Origin of the sequence: Baekduia sp. (assembly GCF_035996765.1) — a bacterium.
Lineage (GTDB): Bacteria > Actinomycetota > Thermoleophilia > Solirubrobacterales > Solirubrobacteraceae > Baekduia.
Map to the genome: position 1 here is coordinate 1 of NZ_DASYJG010000081.1, position 17,399 is coordinate 17,399.

Here is a 17,399-nt window from a genome sequence, read left to right on the forward strand (position 1 = left end):
CGGGCTGCTCCACGGCGAGGCCGACGAGATCGCGGGCGCGTTCGGCGCACTCGGGCTGCGCGAGCGCGCGCGGCGCCACAGCGGCGAATGGGCGGCGCTGACGCTCGCGCGGGACTGAGCGCGCCCCGAGGCCCGGGCGCCGCGCCCGTTAACCTCCATCGATGGCCTGGAACGTCGTGATCGCGGGCGGCGGGTTCGGCGGGTTCTACACCGCGCGCACCCTCTCGAAGGTGCTCGAGCCCCACAGCGCCCGGGTCCAGCTCGTGACCTCGGACAACTTCATGCTCTACACGCCGCTGCTGCCGGGCGCGGCGGCCGGCACGCTGGAGCCGCGGCACGTCGTCGTGCCGCTGCGCGAGGAGCTCGATCGCTCGATCCACCTGCGCGTCGCCCACATCACCGGCGCCTCTCCGGAGCGCAACGTCATCCACGTCCGCGCGCTCGACGGCCAGGAGGAGGACCTCGCCTACGACCAGCTCGTCGTCTCCGTCGGCTCGGTCAGTCGCACGCTCCCGGTTCCCGGCCTCGCGCAGCACGGCAAGGGCTTCAAGTCGCTGCCGGAGGCGATCGCGCTGCGCAACCACGTCATCCGCACGCTCGAGGTCGCCGAGACGCTCGAGGACGGCGACGCCCGCCGCGAGTGGCTGACGTACGTCTTCGTCGGCGCCGGCTACGCCGGCCTGGAGGGGCTCGCCGAGCTGCAGGACTTCGCCGCCGACGTCATCGACCTCTACCCGCGCTGCCGCACGCAGGGCATGCGCTGGATCCTCGTCGAGGCGCGCGACCGCGTGATGCCCGAGATCCCGGCCCCGCTCGCTGACTTCGCCATGCGCGAGCTGCGCGGTCGCGGCATCGCCATCCGCACGAGCACGACGCTCGACGAGGTCACCGCCGACACCGCCGTTCTCTCCGGCGGCGAGGTCATCCCCACGCGCACGCTCGTCTGGACCGCGGGCGTCAAGCCGCATCCGGTCATCGCCCGGCTCGGCCTGCCGCTCGACGAGCACGGCCGCATCAAGGTCGACCGCACGCTGCGCGTCGAAGGCCAGGAATCCGTCTGGGCGCTCGGCGACGCCGCCGCCGTCCCGGATCCGGCCAAGAAGGGCAAGACCGCCACACCTCCGACCGCCCAGCACGCGATCCGCCAGGGCAAGCTCGCGGGCCGTAACGTCGCCGCCGCGATCGGCAACGGCAAGGTCAAGCCCTTCACCTTCAAGACCAAGGGCGTCTTCGTCGACATGGGCCAGGGCCAGGCCGTGGCGACGACGCTGGGCATCCGCTGGCGCGGCATCCCGGCCTGGTGGCTGGCACGCAGCTACCACCTCGCGATGCTGCCGGGCACCAAGCGCAAGCTCCGCCTGCTGGTCGACTGGAACATCCAGCTGCTCTTCGGCCGTGACGCCTCCGAGCTCGGCGGCCTGGGCCGTGCGCCCGGCCTCGGCGTCGACCCGACCGGCGGCGGCACCCCCGCCGCCGACGGCAACGGCGCATCGGCGCCCGACAGCGCGCCGGCTACAGCACCCGTCGCGCCCAGCTGAAGCGCTTCGCGCGCCACGGGTCCAGCCGCAGCGGCGACACGTACACACCCTGATCGGAGGAGTGGATCATCCAATCGGGGCTGAGCGCGATGCCCTCGTGGACGATCCGCCGCTCGGTCGCCTTCTGCCAGAAGCGGCCCGGACCGAAGAACACCAGGTCGGCCGGGTGCACGTCATCGAGCCGGATGCGGGCGCCGCGTGCGATCTCGCCGGCCTGCGACGCAGCCGTACGCCCGCGGATCTGCCGGCCCCACGAGAAGCCCGACAGCTTGAAAACCCGCCAGACGAAGCCCGAGCAGTCATAGCCGCCATGCTCCTGCCCGCCGAAGCCCATGCCCGCGCCGTCCGTCTCGCCACCCCAGATGTAGGGCATGCCGATCTTGGAGACCGCCAGGCGCAGGACCCGCTCCTGCGCGGCGGTGTAGCTGGGCAGGACGAACCGCGAGAACGCGTCACGCGCCGCCTGCGCGCCGCCGCCCTGCCACTTCAGCGCGACCGCGAACGAGTGCGCCGCCTCCGCGCGGGTGATCGCGTCGGTGGGGAAGAGCTCGAGCTCCTCGTGCGGGAACGGGTGGTTGTCGCGCAGGCCGAGATAGCGGGCCACGACCTCGGTCCCGAAGGTCGCTGGCGGCTGCAGCCCGGCGCTCCATGCCTCGTGCTGGACGGCGGCCGCGACGTCGGTGGCGCCGAGCTGTGCCACCAGCAGGCGGTCGAACGTCGTGACCGACACGCCGCTCGACGGGGCGGCGACCGGCGCGACCCCCAGCTGGGCGGCGAACGCGGCCAGCGCCTCGGGCAGCTCGTGCCCGCTCACCGGCCGCTCGCCGTGGAAGGCCTGGTCGTCGAGGTCGTGCATCACGCCGGCCTGGCGGACGGCGTGCTGCTCGCCGAGGTTCCAGCCGCCGAGCGAGGAGGCGCGGGCCGCGGTGGCAGGCAGCAGCGACGCCGCGGCGGCGGCGAGCACCGCGAGGACGGCCAGGAGTGAAATCCGGAGGGACATGGCGCCATTGCCATCGGCGTCCGTCCAGCGCCGCTTGAGCGGGAGCGTCCGCACCCGGGGCCTACAATCGAGCCACATGAGCGTCGCCGACAGCGTCAAGCAGGATCTCACCATCGCGATGAAGGCGAGAGAGAAGGAACGCGTCGGCGCGTTGCGCCTCGTGCTGTCAGAGCTGCAGAAGGCGGCCAAGGACGGCAACGACGACGAGCTCGCCATCCTGCGCCGCGAGCGCAAGCGCCGCCTGGAGTCCGCGGCCGCTTTCCGCGACGCCGGCCGCGTCGAGCTGGCCGAGGGCGAGGAAGCCGAGGCCGCCGTCATCGAGGCCTACCTACCCGCCGAGCTCGGCGACGACGAGCTGCGTGCGATCGTCACCGCCGCGATCGCCGAGTCCGGCGCGACGACGCCCAAGGATCTCGGCGGCGTGATGAAGCTCGCGATGGAGAAGACGGGCGGGCGGGCCGACGGCAAGCGGGTGTCCGCGCTGGCACGCGAGGCGTTGTCATGAGCGCCCGCCGTCAGATCGAGCTCAGCAACGACGTCGCCGCCGCGCTGAGCGGCACCCATGACGCCGTCCTGCGTCAGCTCGAGGAGCACGTCGATTGCGCACTGTTCCTGCGCGGCAACCTCGTCACGCTCGAGGGCGAGCCCAGCGCTGTCGACGACGCGGCCGTCGTCGTGCGGGAGCTCTCCGAGCTGATTCAGGGCGGGCACGAGATCACCCACGGCACGCTGGACGCCGTGACCAGCGCGCTGGACCGCCACGAGTCGCCGGCCAAGGTGCTCGAGGACGTCGTCTGGCGCCACCGCTCGGCGAAGGTCGCGCCGAAGTCGGTCAACCAGAAGCGCTACGTCGACTCGATCCGCAGCAACACCGTGACGTTCGGCATCGGACCGGCCGGCACGGGCAAGACCTTCCTCGCCGTGGCAATGGCGGCCGCCGCGCTCGCCCGCAAGGAGGTCAACCGCATCATCTTGACCCGTCCGGCCGTCGAGGCCGGCGAGCGCCTGGGCTTCCTGCCCGGGGACCTGATGGCCAAGATCGACCCGTACCTGCGGCCGCTCTTCGACGCGCTCAACGACATGCTCGATCCTGAGAAGGTCGCGGGCTTCTTGGAGAAGGGCGTGATCGAGGTCGCGCCGCTGGCCTTCATGCGCGGCCGGACGTTGAACGACTCCTTCGTCATCCTCGACGAGGCGCAGAACACGACGCCCGAGCAGATGAAGATGTTCCTCACCCGCCTGGGCTTCGGCTCCCGGATGGTCATCACGGGTGACATCACCCAGGTCGACCTTCCGCGCCACGAGAAGTCCGGCCTGATCGTCGTCGGCGACATCCTGGACGAGGTCGACGGCGTCGACTTCGTCCGCTTCGACGGCGGCGACGTGGTGCGTCATCGCCTCGTGCAGCGGATCGTCGAGGCCTACGACGTGCATGACCAAGCCGCCGCGCCCGAGCTGCGCTCAGCGGCCACCCGCCTTTGATGTCCTTGGAGGTCGAGGTCTTTGACGCCGAGCTGGCCGCCGGTCGTGAGGACCTGCCGCAGGAGGCCGAGATCGTCCGGCTCGTCAGCCTGGCGATCGCGACGGCGGCCGTGGCCGACGGCCACATCGCGGTCTCGTTCATCGACGCCGCGCGCATCGCGGAGCTCAACGCCGATCATCGCGGCAAGGAAGGGCCCACCGATGTGCTCTCGTTCCCGATCGACGAGGCGGCGATCGACGTCCCCGGGCCGCGCGAGCTCGGTGACATCGTGATCTGCCCTGAGCACACCATCAACATCCGCGAGGCGATCGTCCACGGGGCGCTGCACCTCGTCGGCATGGACCACGAGGTCGACGACGGCGAGATGCTGGCGATCCAGGCCGAGCTTCTGTCGTGGTAGGCGCTGCCGGGTGCCTGGATCGCGGCATCCAAGCGGAACTGCTCTCATGGTGAGCGTGAACACGCGCGCCGGACTCATCGCCCTCGCCGGTCGACCGAACGTCGGCAAGTCGACGCTCGTCAACGCGATCGTCGGCCAGAAGGTCGCGATCGTCTCCGACAAGCCGCAGACGACGCGCCGCGCGATCCGCGGAGTCGTCACCCGCGAGGACGTCCAGCTCGTCCTCACCGACCTGCCCGGCGTGCAGAAGCCGCTCGACAGCCTCACCGAGCGCATGCAGCGCCGCGTCGAGCGCGAGCTCTCAGAGACCGACGTCGCGTTGATGGTGCTCAACGCCGAGCAGGGCGTGGGGCCCGGCGACCGCTGGATCGCCAACGCGCTGAAGAACGCCACCTGCCCGGTCGTCATCGCCGTCAACAAGGTCGACCGTCTCGACCGCCCGCACATCATCCTCGCGCTCGAGGCCGCCGGCGAGCTCGGCATCGCTGACGAGATCTTCCCGATCTCGGCGCGCAAGGGCACCGGGGTGGAGGCGCTGGCCGACCACCTCTTCAGCCTGGCGCCCGACTCGCCGTTCCTGTTCGACCGCGAGGAGTCCAGCGACCTCTCGCCCTACGTCCACCTCGCCGAGCTCGTGCGCGAGCAGATCCTGCGCCGGACCTTCCAGGAGGTGCCGCACGCGGTCGAGGTCGTCGTCGAGGAGGTCGAGGACGACCGGGAGGATCTGACCGTCGTGCACGCCCGCGCGTGGGTCGAGACCGACTCGCAGAAGGGCATCCTGGTCGGCGCGCAGGGCAACATGATCCGCGCGATCGGCACCGCCGCGCGCAAGTCGCTGGAGCGCGAGCTCGGCACCAAGGTCCACCTCGACCTCATCGTCCGCGTCCGCCGCGGATGGCGTGGCGACGAGGGCCTGCTCGACCGCCTCGGGTTCGACAACTGAGCCGGACCCACGACTCGGACCCACCCACCCGGCGCGCCGCCGGATCGGCCGCCGCCGGGTGGGTGGGGTCCGGGTCGTGGGTCGGGGTCTCAGGCCATCTGCGGCACGTGGCCGATGGCCTCGGCGTAGAGCGGCATCGTCTGCTCGATGCCCTCGGCGGTGTACCCCTCGGTGATGCGGAGGTCATCGACGATCAGCGAGGCGTCGATCAGCAGGCGCCGGAACCGCTCATCCTCGCGGACCGCGTCGAGCTGGGCGTGGGATCCGCGCAGGAGCATGCACCCATCCATGAGGCCGTTGGGCTCGAGCAGCAGGACGTCGAAGCTCTCAATGCGCCCCGCCTCCTGCAACTGGGCGTAGTAGCCCACGGAGGCTTCGAACACCTCGAGACCGTGCTGTTCCCGGCCTCGGACGGTCTGGCCCCAGCTGATGACGACAACTCGGTCAGCCATGACGGCTCCTTCATCTGCGGCCCGGCCCGTTGCCGGACCTTGTCGGCCGATGCTCTCACCATGGCGTAGGCGCGAGCAAGGGGGCGGGTAGGGTCGCGTGCATGTCCCCGCGCGATCCGGAGCCCGCCGAAGCGCTTGCCGCGTTCGCGGGCGTCCTGGACGAAGTCGCGGTGGCCGGCGACGTCGAGCGCGCAGTCTGGTTTGGCACGCCCGCCGCGAAGCTCGAGGGCAAGATCTTCCTCGCGCTCTGGCGCGGCGCGCTGGTCGCGCGGATCGGCGCTGAGGAGGTCGATCACCGCGTGCTGGCGGGCGATGGCGTGCGCTTCGATCCGTCCGGCAAGGGCAGGGCCATGAAGGACTGGCTGGAGACCAACGTCGAGCACACCGAGTGGACCGAGCTGGCACTGGCGGCGATCGCCTTCACGGCGGGCCAGGGCGGGCGAGGATCAACTTCTAGTTGATCAGCTTCTTCTCCATGCGGTTGATCGCCAGCCGCCAGGCGACGAGGCCGAAGACGATCAGGAAGCTCAGGTGCCAGAGGTCGAGCCACTCGAGCCCGAAGACCGCGTGGCGCACCAGCTGCACGCAGTGGTAGAGCGGGTTGACGTTGGCCAGGATGCGCGCCCACTGGGGCAGGCCGGAGATCGGGAAGAACGTTCCGGCGACGAGGAACAGCGGCGTGATGACTGTTGACGTCACGTAGCTGAAGTTGTCGATGGACTTCATCAACGCCGAGATCAGGACCCCGAACGAGGCCCAGCCGAAGCCCGCGGTGAAGGCGATGAACGGCACGAGCAGCATGCCCCACGACGGGTTGAGGCCGAAAACCATGGCCACCAACAACGGCGCACAGCCAAAGACGCCGGCGCGCGCGGCGATCCACAGCGCCTCGGCGGTCACGAGCTCCTCGGTATCCACGGGCGCGGCGAGGATGGCGTCGTAGGTTCGTTGGTAGGTGTACTTGACGAACGTGCCGAACATCGCCGGGAAGACCGAGGAGAACAGCACCGCGGTGGCGACCGTGCCGGTCCCGACGAACTGCACGTAGTCCAGGCCGTTGACCGTAGACACCAGCGAGCCGAAGCCAAAGCCGAAGGCGATGAGGTAGATCGTCGGCTCGACGGTCGACGAGAACGTCGACGCCCGCCAGTAGGAGCCGAAGTTGACGACCTCGCGCACGAGCACGCCGGTCAGCGCGGCACGGTCCAGGCGACCGGGGCGGTTGGCGGAGGGCACCGCGGCCATCAGGCGATCTCCTCGCCGGTCAGCAGGACGAAGACGTCCTCGAGATTGGCGTTGCGACGTTCGCCCTCCGGCGCGTCGCCGTTGAGCGCCTCGGCGCGCAGGATCGTCACCGACGTGCCGGTGCGCCGCGTCGGCCAGCCGCGCTGCGCCGCGTCGGCCTCCACCTCGCGTAGCCGCGCCGGCGGCCCGTAGACCTCCAGCGCCTCGCGGCCGGCATGCTCGGCGACGAGGTCGTTCGGTCGCCCGACCGCCACGGCTTGACCCTTGCTGACGACGACCACGGTGTCGGCGAGGCGCTCGGCCTCTTCGATGTAGTGCGTGGACATCAGGATCGAGGCGCCCTCGCTGCGCAGCCGGTCGATCAGCGCCCACAGCTCCTGGCGCACCTGCGGGTCCAGGCCGACGGTCGGCTCGTCGAGCAGGACGAGGCGCGGCTCATGCACGAGCGCGCGGGCGATGAGCAGCCGCCGGCGCATGCCGCCCGACAGCTCGTCGACGCGCGCCTTGCGCCGCTCGCGCAGGTTCGCGATCTCCAGCGCGCGCTCGATCGCCGCGCGCCTCTCACCGCGGCCGATGCGGTAGAGGTGGGTGAAGACGAGCAGGTTCTGCTCGACGGTCAGCGTCACGTCGAGGTTGTCGAGCTGAGGGACGACGCCCATCTCGGCCCGCGCGGCCTTGGACTCGGCAGGCAGCGGAAAGCCGAGGACCTCGATCTCGCCCTCATCGGCGATGGCCTGCGCGGTGAGCAGCCGCATCGTCGTCGATTTGCCCGCGCCATTTGGCCCGAGCAGACCGACACAGGTCCCGTCGGGCACGGTCAGGTCAAGACCGTTGACCGCTGTGACATCGCCATAGCGCTTGACGACGCCGCGCAGGCTGATTGCAGGAGGTGCGGGGACAGACGACACCCATCCGAAACTACACCGAGACGCCGTAGCCAGGCACGGCGGTGGGCACAAACGGGAACGGACCCGAGCAACCGTCGTCGCTCGGGTCCGCACCGTGGATGTCCCCTCCGGTGGGAGGCGTATATGTGGCGAAAGGTCGACTCTCGATCCTTGGCGGTCCCGATGATGCCGGCGCCGCGCTCCCTCCAGAAGCGACGCTCGAGCTCAGGGCCGACCCGTCCGTGGGTCGTATTCGCCTGTTGTGTTGCTTCCCTAGTGTCGGCCCGCCCGGCGCCGGCTGGAGGTCCGTTTGACCCCGAACGGACGTCTGTCCTAGTGCGCGCCCGCCAGCCGCGAGGAGAACGCCTGGATCTCCTCGGAACCCAGCCGCTCGCCGAAGACGAACGGCAGCGTCGAGACCGTGGCGACCGCGTCGCGCCGCAGTCGTGCCAGCTGGCCCTGCTGGGTCCGGACGCGGCCGGCCGCCGCCGTGACGGCGCGGCGCACCGCGTGATCGGCGGCGCCGTCGGCCGCGGCAACGGCCGCCACGTCGTGGCCCGACAGGCGGCGCGGCCAGAGGCCGTTGACGACGATCGCGTCGAGGTCGCGGCCCAGCGCGGCGGCCACGCGTCCCTCGAGGTCCAGCGTCTCGCTGACCGCCAGCTCGCTCGGCAACGCGACGGCGACCAGGCGGCTGCGCGCCGGATCGGCCAGCGCCTCGGCGACCGTGCGCGCCTGGCCGGCGATCGGCCCCACGCGGGCGATGTCGGCGAACGTGCGCGGCGTGCGCAGCAGCCCGAGGCCGTGGCCGGAGGCCGGCGCATCGAGGATGACGGTGTCGTAGCCCTGCGCGTCACGGCGCCAGCGGTGCGCCTGGCCGAGCTCCCACGCCTTGGTGATCGTCACGAGCTCGCGTGCGCCCGGGGCCGCGGCGACGAACCCGGAGAAGGCTCCTGAGCGCGCGAGCGGCGCGACGAGGCGGCGCGGCAGCTGGCGGGTCAGCCACTCCTCCAACGCGCTGTCGGGATCGATCGTGGTCGTCCAGAGCCTGTCGCCAACCGGCGTCTCGATGCCGGGCGCCGGCTTGCGGACGCTGCCGCCGAGGAGCGCGGCCACGCGCGACTGGCCTCCGACCTCGCAGATGATCGTGCGCCGTCCGCGCGCCGCCGCGGCCAGCCCGAGGGCGGCCGCGACCGTGGTTCGGCCGGTGCCTCCCTTGCCCGTGACGACCACGAGCTCTGCATCATCGATCGCGGTCATCTGCTCTTCAGGGTTGTACGTAGCGACCTGCAACAGGGAACATGCCAGACACGGACACTCGAGAGGCCTACATCCGATGTGCGGCGCTGCAGCGGCGCCATGATCCAACCTTTCACCTGGCGACCCAGGTGCTGGGTCGCGACGTGCGTCCGGCCGTCCACGCTTTGTACGGCTTTCTGCGCGGGGCCGATGAACTGGTCGACGGCCCGGACCGGCCCGAGACGCCCGAGGGACGCCGTGCGGCGCTCGACGCCTGGCAGGCCACCCTGGCCGACGGCGTCGCCGCGGGCACCAGCGACCACCCGTTGATCGCCGCGCTGGTCGACGCCGGCCGCCGTCACGATCTCCCGCTCGAAGAGCTCGGCGTCTACATGGACTCGATGCGTGTCGACTGCGACGGCCGCGTGCGGATCAGCAGCCGGGCCGAGCTCGACACCTACATGAACGGCAGCGCGGCGGCGGTCGGCCGCGTGATGGCGCCGCTGATCGGCGTGCCGGCCGAGCGCCGGGAGGACGTCGCGCGCCTGGGTATCGCCTTCCAGCTGACGAACTTCCTGCGCGACGTGCGCGAGGATTACGCGATGGACCGCGTCTACCTGCCCGGCCTCGACGAGGAGGCGCTGGCCCAGGGCCGCCCGACCGCGGCGCCCGCCGACGAGGTCCGCCGAGCGGGTGAGCTATTTCGCGAGTCGGCGTGCGCGGTGCTCAGCGCCTGCACGCCCCGTGCCCGGCCCGGCATCGCGCTGGCCACCACGATCTACCGTCGCGTGCATCTCCGGCGCATCGAGCGCCGAGGCGTTGTTCCCGCGTGACCCTCCGCGCGACCGCCCGCGGCACCGACCGTCCGCCGTTCGAACCGGGCGAGCGCGCCGACGTGCTCATCTGCGGCGCGAGCTTCGCGGGGCTTGCGGTCGCCCGCGAGCTGGCGGGGACCGACGCCGACGTGCTGATCCTCGATCGCTACGAGATCGGCGAGCGCGCCACCTCGGCCTGCGCGGTGCCGACGCCGTGGATGGCCGCGATGGGGGTGGAGGGCGCCGCACGCCAGGAGCTGCCCGGCATGTCCTTCTCCACGCCTCACGGCCGCGCGCGCTACCGCCTGCCGTGGAGCTGGACGGCGTTTGACTACAAGACGCTCTGCGAGCTGCTCTGGGCCCAGCGCGGCCTCACGGCCCGCTTCGCGACCGCCGTCGTGCACGGCCGCACGGGGGACACGGTCCACACCGACCGCGGCGACGTCACCGCGCCGCTGCTCGTCGACGCCGCCGGCTGGCGCCGCGTCCTCGGCGACCCGCACGTCCAGCCGCCCGAGGCGACGCTCAGCCGTGGGCTGGAGGTTCATCCACATGACGCCGATGGCACCGACCTCGACCTCTGGCTGGACCGCGACCTGATCCGCCGCGGCTACGGCTGGTCGGTCCCCGCCAACGGCGAGCGGCGCGTCGGCACGCTCTCCTACGATCCGCACGACCACGTCAAGGAGCCGACGCGTGCGATGGCGCGCAAGCTCGAGGTGGAGACCGTGCGTTACCAAGGCAACTGGTTCCCGCACGCGCTGCGCGAGGCGACGGTCGACGGCGCCTTCTGCGTCGGCGACAGCGCCGGGCACTGCTTCCCGCTCTCGGGCGAGGGCATCCGCACCGCGTTCTACTTCGGGATCGCCTGCGGGCGCGAGGTGGAGGCGGTCCTGGAGGGCGGTCAGACTCGCGAGCAGGCGCTGAGCAACTACACCGACTTCCACGAGCGCCACCGTCCGGCGTTCACCCGAGCCGCCCGGCTGCAGCGGCTGATTCCCGCCGTGCCACCGCGATTGCTGTCACTCTTGTTGCGAGCAATGGGCGTCCAGCCGCTCGTCGATCGGGCTTTCGGCTGGTATCTCCAACAGGCGCATCCGTCGTCGGCCGATCGTCCTGCCGACCCGCGCGCATCCCATGGCCGACCCGTCGAGCACGCCTCCCACTCCACCTGACGTCGAGCACGCGCCGCTCGTGCGGGCGCTGGAGGCCGTCACCAGCGGCGTCATGGTCGTCGACGCGACCGCACCGCTGCTGCCGATCACCTACGTCAACGGCGCCTTCGAGCGGCTCTTCGGTCGGACCCGCGAGGAGCTGGTCGGCCAGGACCCGGCGTTGCTGGCCGGCGAGGCTGCTGCGGTAGAAGACCGGCGCGCGCTGACCCACGCGCTGCGCGACGGCGCGACCTACGCGGCGACGATCACGCTGCGCCGCAGCGACGGCTCGGACTTCCGGGCCGCGATGCGGATGAGCCCGGTCCACGATGCCGCCGGCACGCTGACCGAGTGGATCGCGGTCGTCGACGACGTCACCGAGCGCGTCGACGCCCTCGACCAGCTCGCGCTCGCCGAGGCGCGCTACCGCGGCCTGGTCGAGCACGTCCCCGCGGTCGCCTACGTCGCCGAGTGGGACGTGCATTCGACGCTCACCTACATCAGCCCGCAAATCGAGGAGCTGCTGGGCTGGCCGCCCGAGGCGTTCCTGGCCGACCAGGACCTCTGGTACCGCTGCATCCACCCCGAGGACATCGAGCGCGTCCGCGAGCAGGAGCGCGTCGCCTTCGAGGCCGGCGCATGGGCCGACATGGAGTTCCGCATGCTCCGCCGCGACGGCAGCGAGCGCTGGGTGCGCGACAAGGAGGCCGTGATCCGCGACGCCGACGGCACGCCGCGCTTCAGCCAGGGCGTTCTGGTCGACGTCACGCCGACGCGCGCGACCGAGTCCGAGCTCCAGGACGAGCGCCACCGCGCGCAGCGCTACCTCGACATCGCCGGCGCGATCATCGTGATCCTCGACGCGTCGGCCAAGATCACGCTGCTCAACCGGGCCGGCACCGAGCTGCTGGGCTACGACGAAGGCGAGCTGATCGGCCGCGACTGGTACGACGCCGTGGTCCCGGAGCGGCTGCGTGAGACCGGCCGTGCCGCCTACGCCGCCGAGGTGCACGGCGACCAGGACGACGCGGTCAACGAGTCGACCGTCGTCACCAAGGACGGCGAGGAGCGCACGATCGCCTGGCGCGACACGGTCGTCCGCGATGCCGACGGCGCCGTCACCGCCGTGATGAGCAGCGGCGTCGACCTCACCGAGCGCCGCGCGGCCGAGGAGCAGATCGCCTACCTCGCCTACCACGACCCGCTCACCGGCCTGCCCAACCGCGCGCTGCTGCAGGAGCACCTCGACCTCGCGCTGGCCCGCGCGCGCCGTCAGAGCCAGGCCGTCGGCCTGCTCTACCTCGACCTCGACGGCTTCAAGCTCGTCAACGACTCGCTCGGCCATCCTGCCGGCGACGAGCTGCTCTGCCACGTGACGCTGCGCCTCAGCGAGCGCCGCCGCGGCATGGACCTGCTCGCCCGCCAGGGCGGCGACGAGTTCCTGTTGTTGTTGGCCGACATGCCGCGCGCCGACGCCGAGGCCCACGCGCGCCGCGTCGCCGAAGACCTGCTGCGCGCCCTGGCCGAGCCGTTCTCGATCTCCGGCGCGGAGTTCCACATCGGGGCGTCGATCGGCATCTCGCTCTACCCGCGCGACGCCCCCGACGCCGACTCGCTGCTGCGCCACGCCGACGCTGCGATGTACGCCGCCAAGTCGGCCGGGCGCAACGGCGTCACGGTCTACAGCGGCGATCCGCACGAGTCGCTGGAGCGGTTGTCGATGACCAGCCGCCTGCGCAAGGCGCTGGATCGCGAGGAGCTGCTGCTGCACTGGCAGCCGATCGTCGACCCGCGTGACGGCGCTCTGCGCAAGTTGGAGGCGTTGGTGCGCTGGCAGGATCCGTTCCGCGGGCTCGTCATGCCCGACGACTTCATCGCCTTCGCCGAGGAGACGGGCTTCGTGGATCGGGTGGGCGACTGGGTGGTGAGGTCGGTTCGCGACCAGGTCCTGGCCTGGGAGCGCGCCGGCTACCGGCCGCCGCGCGTGACCGTCAACGTCTCGCCGCGCCAGCTGCGCCGTCCGGACTTCGGCCAGCGCCTGCTTGGCCTGCTCACGCCCGATGACGTCGCCGGACGCTTCACCGTCGAGATCACCGAGTCGGCCGCGATGGTCGATCCGCGGCGCACCGACCCAATCCTCACCGAGCTCGTGGCGGCGGGGATCGAGGTCGCCATCGACGACTTCGGCGCCGGCTACTCGTCGCTGTCGCGCCTGCGCACGATGCCGGTGCAGGTGCTCAAGATCGACAAGACGTTCCTGGAGACCGTGCCCGACAACCCGGAGGCGACGGCGATCGTCACCGCGATCCTCGAGCTCGCGCGGGCACTCGGCATGGACGCGGTGGCCGAGGGCGTCGAGAACGAGGCGCAGCGCGCGTTCCTGGTGGAGCGGGGCTGCCCCTTGGCCCAGGGCTTCCTGCTCGGCCGGCCGGTACCGGCGCAGGAGATCGAGCCGCTGCTCGCGCGCGTCGGCACGCCTCACGCTTCGTAAAGAGTTACCGCGGTGGACGGCGCAGGGCTACGACACCTTCGTAAACTCCGCGCACATGGAGCCCAGCGCGATCAACTACGACGCCCAGGGCTACGTGCCCGTCGTCATCCAGGACTGGCGCTCAGGCGAGGTCCTGACGCTGGCCTACGCCAACGCCGAAGCGGTCGCCAAGACGCACGAGACCGGCGAGCTCCACCTCTGGTCGCGCTCGCGCGACGAGCTCTGGCACAAGGGCGCGACGTCGGGCAACACGCAGGCCGTCAAGGCGCTGCGCGTCGACTGCGACGGCGACGCGCTGCTCGCGCTCGTCGAGCCGGCCGGCCCCGCGTGCCACACGGGCGAGCGCACCTGCTTCTTCACCGGTGATCTGGAGCCGGCGCCCTACGAGGTGTTGCCGGAGCTCGAGCGCACGCTGGTCGCCCGACAGTCCTTGCGGCCCGCGGGCAGCTACACCGTTGAGCTGCTCGACAACCCCGCGCACATCGGTGAGAAGGTGCAAGAGGAGGCCGAGGAGGTCGCCCGCGCCGCGCGCGAGGAGACCGACGACCGCGTCGACAATGAGGCGGCCGACGTCCTCTACCACCTGCTCGTCCTGCTGCGCTCGCGCGGCCGTTCATTGGCCGACGTCACGGAGGTGCTGCGTGAGCGCCATCGCTGAGAGCAGCCTGAGCCTGGAGCCGTCGTTTGACGAGATCCGCGAGCTCGCGCGCGACCACGACCTCGTGCCGCTGCGCCACACGTTCATCGACGACTGCGAGACGCCGGTCGCCGCGTTCCTGAAGCTGCGGGGGACCGAGCCGGAGCATCCCGCCTTCCTGCTGGAGTCCGCCGAGCAGGGCCAGCGGATGGGGCGCTACTCGTTCATCGGCGTGCGACCGCGCGGCCTGGTGCGCTGGTCGCTGGGGGACGACGGCGACCCCTACGCCTTGGCCGAGCAGGCCGCGGCGCTGCGCCAGGCGACCTTCGAGGACGCCCCGCCGTTCACCGGCGGCGCGGTCGGCTTCTTCGGCTACGACCTCGTGCGCACCGTCGAGACCACGCTCGGCGAGCCCAACCCGGACGTGCTCGGCCTGCCCGACATGGCGCTGATGCTCTCCGACGTGCTCGTGGTCTTCGACCACCTCAAGCACACGCTGACGATTCTCGTCAACGTCGCCGCCGACGACCTCGAGGCCTCCTACGCCGACGCGGTCGCCACGATCGCCGACACGCGCCGCCTGCTCGACGGGCCGGTCCCGAGGGTGGGTGGGCCGGATCATGGGCGCCCCGACCGGCCGGTGCCGGAGTTCCACTCCAACATGCCGCGCGAGCAGTTCGAGGGCATGGTCGAGCGGATCGTCGAATACGTCCACGCCGGCGACGCGTTCCAGGTCGTGCCCTCCCAGCGATGGAGCGCGCCGCTGACGGGCATCGACCCGTTCTCGGTCTACCGCGGGCTGCGCGTGGTCAACCCGTCGCCCTACATGTACTTCCTGGACTTCCTGGACTTCCAGGTCGCCGGCGCTTCACCCGAGCCGCTGCTGACGGTCACCGGCCGGCTGGCGTCGACTCGCCCGATCGCCGGCACGCGGCCGCGCGACGCCGACCCGGCCGAGCTGTTGGCCGACGAGAAGGAGCGCTCCGAGCACGTGATGCTCGTCGATCTCGGGCGCAACGACCTCGGCCGCGTCTGTGAGTACGGCAGTGTGAACGTCGACACGTTCATGCAGATCGAGCAGTACTCGCACGTCATGCACATCGTCTCCTCGGTGAGCGGAACGCTGCGCGAGGACGTCGGGCCGATGGCCGCGCTGCGCGCGATCCTGCCGGCCGGCACGCTCAGCGGCGCGCCCAAGGTCCGGGCGATGGAGATCATCGACGAGCTCGAGCCGATCAAGCGCGGCGGCTACGGCGGGGCGATCGGCTACCTCAGCTACTCCGGTGACCTCGACACGTGCATCCACATCCGCACGGTCGTGATCAAGGACGGCAACGCGCACATCCAGGCCGGCGGCGGCACGGTCGCCGACGCCAAGCCCGCGTATGAGTTCGAGGAGTCGGTCAACAAGGCCAAGGCCGTCAAGGGCGCGATCGCGCTGGCCGCGCAGCAGAGGGATTGGGCATGAGTGACTTGGACGACGCGCGAAGCGGTCACAAAATCACTCCTGGAGCGAAGCGGTTACTGGTCGTCGACAACTACGACTCGTTCACCTACAACCTGGTCCAATACCTCGGTGAGCTGGGCGCGACGATCGACGTCGTGCGCAACGACGTGGCGTCGATCGACGAGCTGCTGGACCGGTCGCCCGATCGCGTCGTCGTCTCGCCGGGTCCGTGCACGCCCGACGACGCGGGGGTCTCGATCGCCGCGATGCGACGCTTCCCCGAGGCGGGGATCCCGACGCTCGGCGTCTGCCTCGGCCACCAGTCGCTGGCCCAGGCGTTTGGCGGCACGGTCATCCGCCACGAGCCGATCCACGGCAAGACGACGGTCATCGAGCACGACGGCGAAGGCGTCTACCGCGGGCTCAACGGGGCACTGACGGTTGGCAGGTACCACTCGCTGGTGGTCGCCGAGGAGGAGCTGCCCGACGCGTTCACCGTCACGTCCCGTGGGGGCGGCGTTCTGATGGGCATCCGCCACCGCGAGCTGCCGGTCGAGGGTGTCCAGTTCCACCCCGAGTCGGTCCTCACCGACCGGGGCAAGGACATGCTGGCCAACTTCCTGTCGGACGCCTGAGCGACGGCCGCCTGCCAGGCGGTTAGTCTCTCGCACTTTCCGATGCCCAACGACGTCCTCACGGCCGCCATCGACGTGCTCGCCACCCGTCGCGACCTCAGCCAAGCGCAGGCAGGCGCCGTGCTGGGCGAGATCATGGCCGGCAACGGCAGCGAGGGGCAGATCGCCGCGTTCCTGATCGCGCTGCGCACCAAGGGGGAGACGGTCGAGGAGATCGCCGGCCTCGCCGAGGCGATGCGCGGCCTGGCCACGCCGGTCACGACGCAGCGCGCCGATCTGCTCGACACGGCCGGCACCGGCGGTGGGCGGCGAACCTTCAACGTGTCGACCACCGCGGCGTTGGTCGCTGCCGGGGCCGGCTGTGCGGTGGCCAAGCACGGCAACCGGTCTGCGACGGGGCTCAGCGGCTCGGCCGATGTGCTCGAGGCGCTGGGCGCGCGCATCGATCTCACGCCGGTCGACGTCGGGCGCTGCATCGACGAGGTCGGCTTCGGGTTCATGTTCGCGCCGGCGCACCATGCGGCCACGCGCTGGGTCATCCCGGTGCGCAAGGAGCTCGCGGTGCGCACGATCTTCAACTTCCTCGGGCCACTCACCAACCCGGCCGGCGCCGCGCGCCAGGTGATCGGCGTCTCCGACCCCGCCTTCCTCGAGACGATCGCCGGCGCCCTCGCGCGTCTGGGCGCCGAGAAGGCGCTGGTAGTTTCAAGCGACGACGGACTGGACGAGATGAGCACGGCGGGCACCACCACGGTCGTCGAGGTCGACGGCTCCGAGATCCACTCCTACGCGCTGGCGCCGGAGGACGTCGGGCTGCGCCGGGGGCGCTACGAGGACCTCGCGGGCGGGGTGCCCGAGCACAACGCCGCCGTCACACGCCGCATCTTCGCCGGCGAGAGCGGCCCGGCGCGCGACCTGTCGGCGCTCAACGCCGGCGCCGCGATCTACGTCTCGGGCCGCGTCGACACGCTCGAGGCGGGCGTTCGCGCCGCCGAGGAGGCGCTCGACTCGGGCCGCGCTGCAGAGGCGCTCG

Annotated in this window: 18 protein-coding genes; 13 read left to right on the forward strand and 5 right to left on the reverse strand. The window is 71.4% G+C overall.

The annotated features are described in order from the left end of the window. The first annotated feature begins 161 nt into the window (after window positions 1–161). Complete coding sequence (locus VGO10_RS17825) at window positions 162–1,538, forward strand: NAD(P)/FAD-dependent oxidoreductase (RefSeq protein ID WP_327470874.1); 1,377 nt, start codon at window positions 162–164, stop codon at window positions 1,536–1,538. Here VGO10_RS17825 and VGO10_RS17830 read toward each other — a convergent pair. Next, window positions 1,513–2,538, reverse strand: a complete 1,026-nt coding sequence (locus VGO10_RS17830; RefSeq protein WP_327470876.1) for a C40 family peptidase — start codon at window positions 2,536–2,538, stop codon at window positions 1,513–1,515. The genes VGO10_RS17825 and VGO10_RS17830 overlap by 26 nt on opposite strands. 76 nt (window positions 2,539–2,614) lie before the next feature. On the opposite strand from VGO10_RS17830, the gene VGO10_RS17835 reads away from it, so the two are divergent. Genes VGO10_RS17835 through era form a run of 4 tightly spaced genes read left to right on the forward strand, consistent with a single transcriptional unit; the run spans window position 2,615 to window position 5,364 of the window. Continuing rightward, window positions 2,615–3,043 carry a GatB/YqeY domain-containing protein gene (locus VGO10_RS17835; protein ID WP_327470878.1) on the forward strand — a complete coding sequence of 143 codons (429 nt, stop codon included), beginning with the start codon at window positions 2,615–2,617 and terminating at the stop codon, window positions 3,041–3,043. Further along, window positions 3,040–4,020 (forward strand): PhoH family protein, encoded by a 981-nt coding sequence (locus VGO10_RS17840; protein WP_327470880.1) that lies wholly within the window; start codon window positions 3,040–3,042, stop codon window positions 4,018–4,020. Before VGO10_RS17835 ends, VGO10_RS17840 begins: the two co-directional genes overlap by 4 nt. Next, entirely contained in the window at window positions 4,020–4,421 is a 402-nt protein-coding gene (ybeY, locus tag VGO10_RS17845; RefSeq protein ID WP_327470883.1) for an rRNA maturation RNase YbeY, read from the forward strand. The genes VGO10_RS17840 and ybeY overlap by 1 nt, the downstream gene beginning before the upstream one ends. A 46-nt stretch (window positions 4,422–4,467) precedes the next feature. Then, window positions 4,468–5,364, forward strand: coding sequence for a GTPase Era (era, locus tag VGO10_RS17850; RefSeq protein WP_327470885.1), 897 nt, complete (start codon window positions 4,468–4,470; stop codon window positions 5,362–5,364). Window positions 5,365–5,453: 89 nt separating this feature from the next. On the opposite strand, the gene VGO10_RS17855 is transcribed toward era, so the two are convergent. After that, a complete protein-coding gene (locus tag VGO10_RS17855) occupies window positions 5,454–5,816 on the reverse strand; it encodes a hypothetical protein (protein WP_327470887.1) in 363 nt (120 codons plus the stop codon). A 101-nt stretch (window positions 5,817–5,917) separates the two neighbouring features. Between VGO10_RS17855 and VGO10_RS17860 the strand changes: the two genes are divergently transcribed. Beyond that, on the forward strand, window positions 5,918–6,277 hold the full coding sequence (locus VGO10_RS17860) for a hypothetical protein (RefSeq protein WP_327470889.1): 360 nt from the start codon (window positions 5,918–5,920) through the stop codon (window positions 6,275–6,277). Here VGO10_RS17860 and VGO10_RS17865 read toward each other — a convergent pair. The 3 genes from VGO10_RS17865 to VGO10_RS17875 form a co-directional block, all read right to left on the reverse strand. Further along, window positions 6,270–7,061, reverse strand: coding sequence for an ABC transporter permease (locus VGO10_RS17865; protein WP_327470891.1), 792 nt, complete (start codon window positions 7,059–7,061; stop codon window positions 6,270–6,272). The genes VGO10_RS17860 and VGO10_RS17865 overlap by 8 nt on opposite strands. Further along, on the reverse strand, window positions 7,061–7,969 hold the full coding sequence (locus VGO10_RS17870; protein WP_327470893.1) for an ABC transporter ATP-binding protein: 909 nt from the start codon (window positions 7,967–7,969) through the stop codon (window positions 7,061–7,063). The genes VGO10_RS17865 and VGO10_RS17870 overlap by 1 nt, the downstream gene beginning before the upstream one ends. 312 nt (window positions 7,970–8,281) lie before the next feature. After that, window positions 8,282–9,208 (reverse strand): ArsA-related P-loop ATPase, encoded by a 927-nt coding sequence (locus VGO10_RS17875; RefSeq protein WP_327470896.1) that lies wholly within the window; start codon window positions 9,206–9,208, stop codon window positions 8,282–8,284. A gap of 41 nt (window positions 9,209–9,249) precedes the next feature. Between VGO10_RS17875 and VGO10_RS17880 the strand changes: the two genes are divergently transcribed. The 7 genes from VGO10_RS17880 to trpD form a co-directional block, all read left to right on the forward strand. Beyond that, on the forward strand, window positions 9,250–10,020 hold the full coding sequence (locus tag VGO10_RS17880) for a phytoene/squalene synthase family protein (protein WP_327470898.1): 771 nt from the start codon (window positions 9,250–9,252) through the stop codon (window positions 10,018–10,020). Next, window positions 10,017–11,177 carry an NAD(P)/FAD-dependent oxidoreductase gene (locus VGO10_RS17885; protein WP_327470901.1) on the forward strand — a complete coding sequence of 387 codons (1,161 nt, stop codon included), beginning with the start codon at window positions 10,017–10,019 and terminating at the stop codon, window positions 11,175–11,177. Before VGO10_RS17880 ends, VGO10_RS17885 begins: the two co-directional genes overlap by 4 nt. Beyond that, a complete protein-coding gene (locus tag VGO10_RS17890; RefSeq protein WP_327470903.1) occupies window positions 11,140–13,647 on the forward strand; it encodes a sensor domain-containing protein in 2,508 nt (835 codons plus the stop codon). The genes VGO10_RS17885 and VGO10_RS17890 overlap by 38 nt, the downstream gene beginning before the upstream one ends. Before the next feature lie 55 nt (window positions 13,648–13,702). Continuing rightward, window positions 13,703–14,305 (forward strand): bifunctional phosphoribosyl-AMP cyclohydrolase/phosphoribosyl-ATP diphosphatase HisIE, encoded by a 603-nt coding sequence (hisIE, locus tag VGO10_RS17895; RefSeq protein WP_327470906.1) that lies wholly within the window; start codon window positions 13,703–13,705, stop codon window positions 14,303–14,305. Further along, complete coding sequence (locus VGO10_RS17900; protein ID WP_327470908.1) at window positions 14,289–15,752, forward strand: anthranilate synthase component I family protein; 1,464 nt, start codon at window positions 14,289–14,291, stop codon at window positions 15,750–15,752. Before hisIE ends, VGO10_RS17900 begins: the two co-directional genes overlap by 17 nt. Beyond that, on the forward strand, window positions 15,749–16,366 hold the full coding sequence (locus VGO10_RS17905; RefSeq protein WP_327470911.1) for an aminodeoxychorismate/anthranilate synthase component II: 618 nt from the start codon (window positions 15,749–15,751) through the stop codon (window positions 16,364–16,366). The genes VGO10_RS17900 and VGO10_RS17905 overlap by 4 nt, the downstream gene beginning before the upstream one ends. Window positions 16,367–16,408: 42 nt before the next feature. Next, the coding region (gene trpD / locus VGO10_RS17910) for an anthranilate phosphoribosyltransferase (protein WP_327470913.1) at window positions 16,409–17,399 on the forward strand (991 nt) is incomplete at its 3' end.

Bases quoted from the DNA above. Each gene is read 5' to 3' on its own strand.
- VGO10_RS17825 (WP_327470874.1), top strand. From the start codon at position 162: ATGGCCTGGAACGTCGTGATCGCGGGCGGCGGGTTCGGCGGGTTCTAC.
- VGO10_RS17830 (WP_327470876.1), bottom strand. From the start codon at position 2,538: ATGTCCCTCCGGATTTCACTCCTGGCCGTCCTCGCGGTGCTCGCCGCC.
- VGO10_RS17835 (WP_327470878.1), top strand. From the start codon at position 2,615: ATGAGCGTCGCCGACAGCGTCAAGCAGGATCTCACCATCGCGATGAAG.
- VGO10_RS17840 (WP_327470880.1), top strand. From the start codon at position 3,040: ATGAGCGCCCGCCGTCAGATCGAGCTCAGCAACGACGTCGCCGCCGCG.
- ybeY (WP_327470883.1), top strand. From the start codon at position 4,020: ATGTCCTTGGAGGTCGAGGTCTTTGACGCCGAGCTGGCCGCCGGTCGT.
- era (WP_327470885.1), top strand. From the start codon at position 4,468: ATGGTGAGCGTGAACACGCGCGCCGGACTCATCGCCCTCGCCGGTCGA.
- VGO10_RS17855 (WP_327470887.1), bottom strand. From the start codon at position 5,816: ATGGCTGACCGAGTTGTCGTCATCAGCTGGGGCCAGACCGTCCGAGGC.
- VGO10_RS17860 (WP_327470889.1), top strand. From the start codon at position 5,918: ATGTCCCCGCGCGATCCGGAGCCCGCCGAAGCGCTTGCCGCGTTCGCG.
- VGO10_RS17865 (WP_327470891.1), bottom strand. From the start codon at position 7,061: ATGGCCGCGGTGCCCTCCGCCAACCGCCCCGGTCGCCTGGACCGTGCC.
- VGO10_RS17875 (WP_327470896.1), bottom strand. From the start codon at position 9,208: ATGACCGCGATCGATGATGCAGAGCTCGTGGTCGTCACGGGCAAGGGA.
- VGO10_RS17880 (WP_327470898.1), top strand. From the start codon at position 9,250: ATGCCAGACACGGACACTCGAGAGGCCTACATCCGATGTGCGGCGCTG.
- VGO10_RS17890 (WP_327470903.1), top strand. From the start codon at position 11,140: ATGGCCGACCCGTCGAGCACGCCTCCCACTCCACCTGACGTCGAGCAC.
- hisIE (WP_327470906.1), top strand. From the start codon at position 13,703: ATGGAGCCCAGCGCGATCAACTACGACGCCCAGGGCTACGTGCCCGTC.
- VGO10_RS17905 (WP_327470911.1), top strand. From the start codon at position 15,749: ATGAGTGACTTGGACGACGCGCGAAGCGGTCACAAAATCACTCCTGGA.